9 protein-coding genes are annotated in these 10704 nt (G+C 67.4%); 4 read left to right on the top strand and 5 right to left on the bottom strand.

Going from position 1 to position 10704, the window contains the following annotated elements; translation table 11 throughout:
* Positions 1-1355 (bottom strand): DEAD/DEAH box helicase (locus ACXJKM_RS22095; protein WP_457355164.1); only part of this gene is annotated, 1355 nt, incomplete at its 3' end.
* A 154-nt stretch (positions 1356-1509) separates the two neighbouring features.
* Positions 1510-3078, bottom strand: coding sequence for an ABC transporter substrate-binding protein (locus tag ACXJKM_RS22090; RefSeq protein WP_457355163.1), 1569 nt, complete (start codon positions 3076-3078; stop codon positions 1510-1512).
* 94 nt (positions 3079-3172) lie between these two features.
* On the opposite strand from ACXJKM_RS22090, the gene ettA reads away from it, so the two are divergent.
* The 4 genes from ettA (at position 3173) to ACXJKM_RS22070 (ending at position 7822) form a co-directional block, all read left to right on the top strand.
* Positions 3173-4837: an energy-dependent translational throttle protein EttA gene (ettA, locus tag ACXJKM_RS22085; protein WP_457355162.1), complete on the top strand. Its 1665-nt coding sequence runs from the start codon at positions 3173-3175 to the stop codon at positions 4835-4837.
* Positions 4838-4977: 140 nt separating this feature from the next.
* On the top strand, positions 4978-5466 hold the full coding sequence (locus tag ACXJKM_RS22080; protein WP_457355161.1) for a Spy/CpxP family protein refolding chaperone: 489 nt from the start codon (positions 4978-4980) through the stop codon (positions 5464-5466).
* 91 nt (positions 5467-5557) lie between these two features.
* A complete protein-coding gene (locus ACXJKM_RS22075) occupies positions 5558-6277 on the top strand; it encodes a response regulator (RefSeq protein ID WP_457355167.1) in 720 nt (239 codons plus the stop codon).
* Positions 6278-6442: 165 nt separating this feature from the next.
* Complete coding sequence (locus tag ACXJKM_RS22070) at positions 6443-7822, top strand: ATP-binding protein (RefSeq protein WP_457355160.1); 1380 nt, start codon at positions 6443-6445, stop codon at positions 7820-7822.
* Here the strand turns inward: ACXJKM_RS22070 and ACXJKM_RS22065 are convergent, their stop codons facing one another.
* The 3 genes from ACXJKM_RS22065 to trpS form a co-directional block, all read right to left on the bottom strand.
* Positions 7823-9166 carry an MATE family efflux transporter gene (locus ACXJKM_RS22065; protein ID WP_056196215.1) on the bottom strand — a complete coding sequence of 448 codons (1344 nt, stop codon included), beginning with the start codon at positions 9164-9166 and terminating at the stop codon, positions 7823-7825.
* On the bottom strand, positions 9163-9558 hold the full coding sequence (locus tag ACXJKM_RS22060; RefSeq protein WP_394326319.1) for a DUF3717 domain-containing protein: 396 nt from the start codon (positions 9556-9558) through the stop codon (positions 9163-9165). The genes ACXJKM_RS22065 and ACXJKM_RS22060 overlap by 4 nt, the downstream gene beginning before the upstream one ends.
* Before the next feature lie 92 nt (positions 9559-9650).
* Positions 9651-10664 carry a tryptophan--tRNA ligase gene (gene trpS / locus ACXJKM_RS22055; RefSeq protein WP_457355159.1) on the bottom strand — a complete coding sequence of 338 codons (1014 nt, stop codon included), beginning with the start codon at positions 10662-10664 and terminating at the stop codon, positions 9651-9653.
* Positions 10665-10704: the final 40 nt, after the last annotated feature.

Here is a 10704-nt window from a genome sequence, read left to right as displayed (position 1 = left end):
CCACCGCCACCGCCGCCTGCGCTGGGCCGGCCGCCGTCACGCGAGCCGCCGCGGCTGTCGCCGCCACGGCCACCGCCGCCGCCACCAGGTCGGCCACCGCGGCCATTGGCCCCGGCCGGCGGGTTGGGGTTGCGGCCCCGGCTGCCGTTGGGGTTCAGCACGGTGCGGCCCAGCACGATGGGCTCGGCGCGCTCGTTGGGGTCGGGCGCGAAGCCCGGCACGATTTCCCGGGGGATCTCGCGCTTGATGAGGCGCTCGATTTCCTTCAGAAAGCCGTTCTCGTCGACACAGACCAGGCTGACCGCCTCACCGGTGGCGCCGGCGCGGCCGGTGCGGCCGATGCGGTGCACATAGTCTTCGGCCACGTTGGGCAGCTCGAAGTTGACGACGTGGGGCAACTGGTCGATGTCGATGCCGCGGGCGGCGATGTCGGTCGCCACCAGGCAGGTCAGGTCGCCAGTCTTGAAGTCGGCCAGCGCCTTGGTGCGCGCACCCTGGCTCTTGTTGCCGTGAATGGCCATGGCGCTGATGCCCTGGTCGTTCAGGTAGTCGGTCAGGCGGTTGGCGCCGTGCTTCATGCGCGTGAAGATCAGCACCTGCTGCCAGGGCTCACCGCTCACGCCGCCCTTGATCAGGTGAACCAGCAGCTCCTTCTTGCGCTCGCGGCCGACCGGATGGACCTTCTGCACGATGGCTTCGGCGGTCTGGTTGCGGCGGGCCACCTCGATCAGCGCCGGGGCGTTGAGCAGGCGGTCGGCGAGGTTCTTGATCTCGTCGCTGAAGGTCGCGCTGAACAGCAGCGACTGCTTCTTGGCCGGCAGCAGGGCCAGCACCTTCTTGATGTCGTGCACGAAGCCCATGTCGAGCATGCGGTCGGCTTCGTCCAGCACCAGGATCTGCACCTGCGACAGGTCCAGCGTGCCTTGCTGCGCGTGGTCGAGCAGGCGGCCGGGCGTGGCGACGAGGATGTCGACGCCGTCGCGCAGCTTGTTGATCTGCGGTTGCATGCCGACGCCGCCGAACATGACCATGCTCTTCAGCGGCAGGTATTTGCCGTAGGTCTGCACGCTTTCCTCGACCTGGGCAGCCAGTTCGCGGGTGGGCGTCAGCACGAGGGCGCGGATGGCGATCTTGCCGCGCTTGTTGAGCAGCTTTTCGCCGGTGGACAGGCGGTGCAGCAGCGGCAGCGTGAAGCCGGCGGTCTTGCCGGTGCCGGTCTGGGCGCCTGCCAGCAGGTCGCCACCGTTCAAGACGGCGGGAATGGCCTGGGCCTGGATGGGGGTGGGGGTGGTGTAGCCAGCGTCAGCAATGGCCTTGAGCAGCGGCGCTGCCAGGCCGAGAGAATCGAAACTCATTCGGTAGGGGAGTGAGCACGCCTGGTCGCATCGCCTGCCGCGCCGCGGAGAGCGGCGCCAGTCTTCGGGCAGGGCGGGCGGCGTGCAGGGGCTGAAAAGAGAACGCCGCGCAAGACTGAGAAGCGCGGCGGTTGGGGCCATTCTAGCGGCTGAACTATTTACGGACCGTGACCCAATCCATGCTGGCCCAGTTATTCGGCGAATGCGGGATGCTGACCTCCTTGCGCATGGCCCAGGGGATGACCTGGCGGTGCAGCGGAATGATGTTGACCTGGTCGCGGTAGGACTGCAGCGCGGACTTCACCAACGCTTCGCGCTTCTTCGGGTCGGTCTCGATGGTGGACGAGGCGGCCAGCGCGTCGGCCTCGTTGTTGACGATGCCGCCGTAGTTGGCCACACCGACGCCCTGCTCGCCCCGGTTGCGCAGCACCGGGGTCAGCATGATGTCGGCATCGGTCGAGCCCCCGCCCCAGCCGGTCAGGAAGAGGCTGGTGTCGAATTTCTCGACCTTGGGAAAGTACATCGTGCGCGGCATGGCGTTGACCTTGACCCTGACCTTGACCTGGGCCCACATGCTGGCCAGCGCGACACAGATGCGCTCGTCGTTGACGTAGCGGTTGTTGGGACAGTCCAGCGTGATGTCGAAGCCGTCCGGATAACCGGCCTCGGCCAGCAGCTTCTTCGCGGTCGCGACGTCATAGGGCAGGCGGGTTTCCAGCTTGGGGTCGCCATAGGCGCCGCGCGGCGATGAGGTCAGGCCACCGGTGGGCGTCGAATAGCCGCTCATCAGCTTGGTCTTGATGGCCTCGATGTCGATGGCGTGATACAGGGCCCTTCTCACGCGCAAATCCTTCAACGGGTTCTTGTCGCCAGGGGCCTGACCGTAGAGCAGCTTGTCGCGAGTCTGGTCCATGCCGACATAGACGATGCGGTTCTCCTGGCCGTCCACGACCTTGAGTTCGGGCAGGGTGCGCAGGCGGGCGACGTCGCGCGGCGGCGGATCGAGCACGAAATCGATCTCGCCGGTGATCAGGGCCGCCGTGCGTGTCGCGTCGTTGCTGATGGGCACATAGATGAATTCCTGCAGATTGCCCTCGAACTTGTTCCACCAGTTGGGGTTGCGCTTGAAGACCGTCTTTACGCCTGGCTGTCGGCTGACCAGCATGAAGGGGCCGGTGCCGTTGGCGTTCTGGCTGGCATAGGACTCCTCCTGCTGCTTGAAGTTCAGCGGTTTCGTCACGCGGTGCTGCTCGCACCAGCGCTGGCTCATGATGAACAGGTTGGCTATCAGCTCCGGCACGATGGGATTGGGCTTGTCCAGCGCGAAGACGACGGTCAGCGGGTCCACCGCCTTCGGGATGCCGACGGCATTCGCATAGACGCGCTGCGGTGCATTCGGGTCGCGCAGGCGCTGCATCGAGAACACGACGTCGTCGGCGGTGAAGGGCGTGCCGTCGTGGAACTTGACGCCCGGGCGCAGCTTGAAGCGCCAGATCAGCGGCGTGACCTGGGTCCACTCGGTCGCCAGCGCCGGGCCGATGCTCATGTCCTTGCCGCGCCGGGTCAGGCCCTCGTAGACCTGGTTGTTCAGGCTGTTGGTCATGACCTCGTTCTGCGAATGCGGATCGGTGGTCTGCATGTCGCCCTGGCTGGACCAGCGCAGGGTCTGGGCTTGGACGAGGCCGGTGGCGAGAACGATCAGGGCGGCGGCAAGACGGAGCATCTGACTTCCTGGAAACGCGGGCTCGGCGACAATACCAGGCAATGCAGGCCCTCTTCCGGGGCCTGCCGCTGTTTCAGCCTCACAGGATTTGCCCATGGCCCAGTACGTCTTTTCCATGAACCGCGTCAACAAGACGGTTCCTCCCAAGCGCCACATCCTGAAGGACATCTCGCTGTCCTTCTTCCCCGGCGCCAAGATCGGCGTGCTGGGCGTGAACGGTTCGGGCAAGTCGACCATCCTGAAGATCATGGCGGGCGTCGACAAGGAGTACGAGGGCGAAGCCACGCCGATGCCGGGCATCAAGATTGGCTACCTGGAGCAGGAGCCGCGCCTGAACCCTGACCAGACCGTGCGCGAGGCCGTGGAAGAGGGCATCGGCGGCGTGCTTGCCGCGAAGAAGCGCCTGGACGAGGTCTATGCCGCCTATGCCGAGGAAGATGCCGACTTCGACGCGCTGGCTGCAGAGCAGGGCGAGCTGGAATCCATCATTGCCGCCGCCGGCTCCGAGAACACCGACCTGCAGCTGGAACTGGCCGCCGACGCGCTGAACCTGCCGCCGTGGGACGCCGTCATCGGTGTGCTGTCCGGCGGCGAAAAGCGCCGCGTGGCGCTGTGCCGCCTGCTGCTGAGCAAGCCCGACATGCTGCTGCTGGACGAACCCACCAACCACTTGGACGCCGAGTCGGTCGAGTGGCTGGAGCAGTTCCTGCAGCGTTTCCCCGGCACCGTCGTGGCCATTACCCATGATCGCTACTTCCTGGACAACGCGGCCGAGTGGATCCTGGAACTCGACCGCGGCCACGGCATCCCGTGGAAGGGCAACTACTCCGACTGGCTGGACCAGAAGGAAAAGCGCCTGGAGACCGAGCAGAAGTCCGAAGACGCACGCATGAAGGCGATGAAGGAGGAACTGAAGTGGGTTCGCTCCAACGCCAAGGGCCGCCAGGCCAAGAGCAAGGCGCGCCTGGCCCGTTTCGAGGAGCTGTCGGACGTCGAATACCAGCAGCGCAACGTCACGAACGAAATCTTCATCCCCGTCGCCGAGCGCCTGGGCAATGAAGTCATCGAGTTCGAGAACGTCAGCAAGAGCTTCGGCGACCGCGTGCTGATCGACAACCTGTCGTTCAAGGTGCCGGCCGGCGCCATCGTCGGCATCATCGGCCCCAACGGCGCCGGCAAGTCGACGCTGTTCCGCATGCTGCAAGGCGTGGAGCAGCCGGACAGCGGCACGGTCAAGATCGGCAAGACGGCCAAGATGGCCTTCGTGGACCAGAGCCGCGAGAGCATGGAAGCCGACAAGACGGTGTGGCAGGACGTCTCCGGCGGCCTGGACAACATCATCGTCGGCAAGTTCGTCATGCCCAGCCGCGCCTATCTGGGCCGTTTCAACTTCAAGGGCAATGACCAGCAGAAGCTCGTCGGGGCCCTCTCCGGCGGTGAGCGCGGCCGCCTGCACCTGGCCAAGACCCTGGCCCAGGGCGGCAACGTGCTGATGCTGGACGAACCGTCCAACGACCTGGACGTCGAAACGCTGCGCGCGCTGGAAGAAGCGCTGCTGGAGTTCGCCGGCTCGGCCATGGTCATCAGCCATGACCGCTGGTTCCTGGACCGCATCTGCACCCACATCCTGGCCTGCGAAGGCAACTCGCAGTGGTTCTTCTACGACGGCAACTTCCACGAGTACGAGGCCGACAAGAAGAAGCGCCTGGGCGAGGAAGGCGCGCGTCCGAAGCGGATGCGCTTCAAGCCGATCAAGTAAGCCTTGATCGAAGGGGAGGCTGGTTCACCGCAAGTAAAACTGGCCCTGTTTGTCGACACAGTTCTTTACCCCACCCCCAAAGATCCCACACAGGCCGCCTGGAAGATGACCTCACTCACTCTTCTTCCAGGAGACCTTTGATGAAGTCCTTCCCGATCCAGAACCTGTTGCGCGTCGGTGCGGTGGCTGCGGCCTTGGCCTTCGGCGGTGTTGCTGCCCAAGCCCAGCCTGCCCACGGGGGTCACCACGGCGGCCCGGCCATGATGGCGCCCGGCGGTCTGTTCGGTGGTCACATCGAGCACATGCTCGACGTGGTCAGCGCGACCGAATCCCAGCGCAGCCAGATCGAAGCCATCTTCAAGGCAGCCCGACAGGACCTGTCGGGCCAGCGCGAAGCCGGCATGAAGCTGCACCAGCAGATGGCCACGCTCTACACGGCCACCAACGTCGACGCCGCCGCAATCGAGGCCGTGCGCGTGCAGATGAGCGCCCAGCACGAGGCCGCCTCCAAGCGCCTGAGCCAGGCCAGCATCGACGCCGCCCGCGTGCTGACGCCCGAACAGCGCGCCAAGATTGCCGAGGTGATGAAGAAGCGCCAGGCCCGCATGGCTTCCCGTCACGCCGGCTGATTGGCCCTTGACCAGGAGTTCTGCGATGCTTGAGCCCCGTTCCACCGGCGCCGAAGTGCGCCGGATTCCTTTTTCTTCCCTGGCCCCGGTGATGAGTAGCGCCCGACTGCTGTTGATCGATGACGATGCCCGCCTGACCGGCATGGTGGGCGACTATCTCCGCTCCGCCGGCTTCGAGGTCAACACGGCCGGCAGCCTGGCCCAGGCCCGTGAGGCCTTGGCCCACAGCCGCTTCGAGCTGCTGGTGCTGGACCTGATGCTGCCCGATGGCGACGGACTGGACTTCTGCCGCTGGCTGCGCGGCGACCCGCGTTGGCGCCACCAGCCAGTGCTGATGCTGTCGGCCCGCGGCGAGCCCATGGACCGCATCCTGGGCCTCGAACTGGGCGCCGACGACTACCTCGCCAAGCCCTTCGAGCCGCGCGAACTGCAAGCCCGTATCAAGGCCCTGCTGCGCCGACTGGAGCCCAAGCTGGATGGCGACGAGGTGCTGCGCTTCGGCCGCCTGGAGATCGACCTGGCCGCCCGCGTGGCTCGCCTGGACGGCAAGATCTGCGACCTGACAAGCCACCAGTTCGACCTGCTCGTCGTGCTGGCGCAAAGCCCCGGCCGGGTGCTGAGCCGCGACCAGATCATGGATGCGCTGAAGGGCCACCCGCTGGAAGCCTTCGACCGCTCCATCGACGTGCACATCTCGCGCATCCGGGCCGTCATCGAAGACGATCCCAAGAACCCGCGCCGCGTGCTGACCGTGCGTGGAGCCGGCTATGTCTTTGCCCGCAAGCAGGACGCCGACGCCGACGCTGCTTGAGTGTGAGCCCCTCGTCCAGTCTCGCCACGCTGAACGCGGGTGCGCCCAGCCGGTCCCCCGAGGGGACGGCGATGCTTGCGGCATTGAGCCACAAGCACATCGCCCTACGCGGGCCGGCTAGGGGCGGCCCGGCGCTCGGCCCGCAAAACTCCACGCGCCCCTGATTTGAAAAGCCTCTACGTCCGCATCTACCTGACGCTGGTGGCGCTTCTGCTGGCGTTTGCCTTCGGCTCGGCATGGCTGTTCCAGCGTCACATCGAGCAGGAGCGCGGCAACGTCGAACTGGCGGCTGGAGAGCGGCTGAACGCGATGGCCGGGCTGCTCAAGCTCGCGCTACCGCCGGCCGACGCGCCGCGTGCCGAGCAGGCTGCCGTCTTTGCCGACTGGGGGTTGCGCCTGCGCATGCCGATCGCGTTGGAGGATGCCGACGGCAAGCGCATCGCCACGACGCAGATGTTCCAGCGCCGTGCCGACGACCCCGGCGCCATCATCGTCAGCGCCAACCTGGGCGATGGCCGCAGCCTGGAGATGGTGCGCACCGTGCGTCCGCCAGGCCCTCAGGGCGCCGCTTCAGGCGCCTCGGGTCCTGGAGGCCCCGGCGCGCGGCCGCCCCGGCTGGATGAAGGCCCCTGGACCGGCCCCTGGCTGCATCGCCCCGTGTCGCCAGGCGCGCCGGCGGTGTCGACCTTGGCCGTCGTGCTGGTGCTGCTCTTCATCGGTGTGGCGGTCGGCGCCTATCCCGTCGTGCGCCGGCTGACGCGGCGGCTCGAAGCGCTCAAGCGTGGCGTCGAGAAGTTCGGCTCCGGCCAACTGGGCCATCGCGTCGACGACAGTGGTCGCGATGAGGTGGCCGCCCTGGCCACCAGCTTCAATCAGGCGGCCGACCGCATCGAGACACTGTTGCGTTCTCACCAGACCCTGCTGGCCAATGCCAGCCACGAGCTGCGTTCGCCCCTGGCACGGCTGAAGATGGCTTTCGCGATGCTGGACGACGCTGCGCCCGCACAGCGCCAGCGCCTGGCGAAGGAGATCGACGTCAACATCGCCGAGTTGGACGCGCTCGTCGAGGAAGTGCTGCTGGCCAGCCGGCTGGAGGCCGGCAGCGCGGTTGGCGAAACCCATGCCGTCGAATTGCTCGCGCTAGGCGCCGAGGAGGCGGCTCACGCGGAAGCCGCCTTTGAGCCCGAGACCGATTCCGCTCGCATCGACGGTCAGGAGCGCCTCCTGCGCCGCGCGCTGCGCAATCTGCTCGACAACGCGCGCCGCTACGGCGGCCCCGACGTGGAACTGGCGCTGCGGCCGGTCGCCGGAGGCTATGAATTCATCGTTGCCGACCGAGGCCCGGGCGTGCCCGTCGATCTGCGCGAGCGCATCTTCGAACCCTTCTACCGGCTGCCCGGCCATGCCGAGATGGCGGGCGGCGTCGGGCTGGGCCTGAGCCTCGTCAAGCAGATCGCCGAGCGCCACGGCGGCAGCGTGCGCTGCCTGGCACGCGACGGTGGCGGCAGCCGCTTCGTGATCTTCCTGCCCACGGCGGGACGCTGATCAGCGGTTCTCGTTGAAGACCCGCCTGAGCAGCAGGCTGAGAAGCAAGGCGGCGGTGATCAGGCCGGCGGTGGCCGCTTGCCAGAAGCCGACCGCGCCGACGCCGTTCTGGCCAAAGGCGAGGAAGTAGCCGCCACCGATGCCCAGGCCCCAGAGCGCCAGGACGTAGATGATCATCGGCAGCGTGGCGACCTGGTAGGCGCGCAGCACATAGGCCGCCACCGTCTGCAGGGCGTCGCCGAGGTGGAAGAACCAGACCCAGACCAGCAGCGGCAGTGCGGCGGCGGCTGTCGCCGCATTCGAGGTGTAGAGGGCGACGATGGGCTCGCGCGCGAAGGCGACAACGGCGCCGACGCCCGCGGCGGTCAGCGTGGCCAGCGTCATCGCATGCCTGCCGACGGTGCGCGCTTCGTGCTTTTCGTCGGCCCCCAGATGCTGTGCGACCAGCGTGCCGGCGGCGGTGGCCATTGCGAGCGCGATCATGAACATCATCGCGACGAGGTTGACGGCGATCTGGTGGCCGGCGACCGGTGTTGCGCCAAGACGGGCGATGAAAAAGGCCATGAAGGTGAAGCCCGTCACCTCGACGAGGATGGAGCCGCCCATCGGCAGGCCCAGCTTCACCAGCGCTGCGAGTTCGCCCCAATGCGGTCGGGTCTGCCACAGGTGCGGGATCCTGAACGGCCGGTAGAAGGCGTCGCGCCTGAGCAGTAGCATCGCAACGGCGGCTTGGCCGATCAGCGCGATGGCCGTCGCGACGCCGCATCCAGCGACGCCCATCGCAGGAATCGGACCCCAGCCGAAGACGAGCACGGCGTTCAAAGGCACCTTGGCCGCCAGGCCGGTGAGCTGCATCGCCATGACGGCCTTGGGGCGGCTGACGGCGGTCGAGAAACCACGGAAGGCAGTGAAGAGCAGGGCGGCGGGCAGTGCAAAAGCCTCGGGCCGCGTGTAGGCGCGCACCTTGTCGGCCTGGGCTGCGTCGAGGTGGGCCAGTGCCGTGAAAGGATCCGGAAACCACAGCGCCAGGCAGCCCGGAATGCAGAGCAGCACCGACAGCCACTGCGCCTGCACGAAGCTGCTGCCGGCACCGGGTAGATCCTGGGCACCGAACTGCCGGCCAGCGATGGGCCCGACCGCGAGGATGACGCCCATCAGGCCGACAAAGATGGTCACGTAGGCGGCCGAACCGACAGCGAATGCAGCCAGGTCCTCGGGGCTGACGCGGCCCATCATCAGCGTGTCGATGGTGCTGAACATCATCACGGCGATCTGGCCGACAAGGACGGGCCAGGCCAGCGGCACGAGGCGGCGAACGCTGTCGATGAAGCGGATGCGGGTCATCGGGTCACGCGCTCCGCGTAGCGGTTGAAACGCCAGGCCGTGCCTTCGTGGGTGATGCGGTGCCAGACGACACGCTTCTCGAAGGGGTCGAGCGCCGGCCAATGCTGCACTTCGTCGAAGGTGCGGCCGCAGCCTTTGCAGATGGCGTCGCCCTGGGCCGTGGAGCAGATCGCAATGCAGGGTGAGTCAGGCGTCGTCGCGTACCAGGCCAGCCAGGCATCCAGGGCCATGGGCTTCAGCGTGGCAGGGTCAAGCTCGGTCGCGCGGCTCAGCGCGAGCAGCGCATAGGCCTCGGCCAGCGCACGCACCTCGGGTGCGGCGCTGATGCCGTCAGGCGAGGGTGAACGTTCGCGCCACCAGTTGATGGCGGCCTCGAGGTCAGTCACGTGGATCAGAGAATGAGGCCCCTCGACAGGCGGGTACGCCGGTCGATCCCCCGAGGGAATGTCGGGCCGGCTTGGGGCGGCCCTACGCTCGTCCCCGCTCAAGCCACCAACCCCATGGCGCCGCGCACCTCGCGCAGCGTCTTGCGCGCGACGGCGCGGGCGCGCTCGGTGCCAACCTCCAGCGTCCACTGCACCTGCTGCGGGTCCAGGGCCGCAGCGCGTTCGCGCCAGGGCGCCTGCTCGCGCTGGATGGACTCGATCAACGGCTGCTTGCAGTCCAGGCAGCCGATGCCGGCCGTGCGGCAGCCGCTGTCGCAGGCGGCGCGGGTCGCGTCGTCGCTGTAGATCTGGTGCAGCGGCCAGACCGGGCAGCGCGCCGGGTCGCCGGCGTCGGTGCGGCGCACGCGCTGCGGGTCGGTCGGCATGGTGCGGATCTTGGCGGCGACAGCCTCGGGCTCGTCGCGCATCGCAATCGCGTTGTCCAGGCTCTTGCTCATCTTCTGTCCGTCCAGGCCCGGCACGCGGGCGGTCTCGGTCAGCAGTGCCTGGGGCTCGACAAAGATGGGCGCGGCCTCGGCATAGAGCCGGTTGAAGCGTCGTGCCACTTCGCGGGTCACTTCGACGTGGGCGGTCTGGTCTTCGCCCACCGGCACACCGGCAGGCTTGTAGAGCAGGATGTCGGCCGCCTGCAGCAGCGGGTAGCCCAGAAAGCCGTACGTCGCCAGTTCGGGGTCGGCGGCGACCTGATCCTTGTAGCTGGGCATGCGCGCCAGCCACGAGGACGGCGTACACATGGCCAGCAGCGTGAATAGCTCGGCGTGCTCGGGCATGCGGCTTTGCAGGAACAAGGTACAGCGCTCGGGGTCCAGTCCGGCGGCCAGCCAGTCGGTGACCATCTCGTAGACGTGGCGGGTCAGCGTCTCGCCACTCGGGCGCTGGGTGGTGAGCGCATGCCAGTCGGCGACGAAGAAGAAGCAGTCATGCGTGTCCTGCAGCCGCACCCAGTTCTTGATAGCGCCGTGGTAGTGGCCGAGGTGCAGGGCGCCGGTCGGGCGCATGCCAGAAAGCACGCGAGGGCGGCTTGGCTTGAGGTTCAGGGTGGGGTTCGACATGGGGCGCGGATTGTCGTTCAAGGGGCGATCGGTCAGCCGC

The organism is Roseateles sp. P5_D6, from assembly GCF_054049415.1.
Note: the sequence above shows the minus strand (reverse complement) of the source record. Positions and strands in the feature narration are given on the sequence as shown.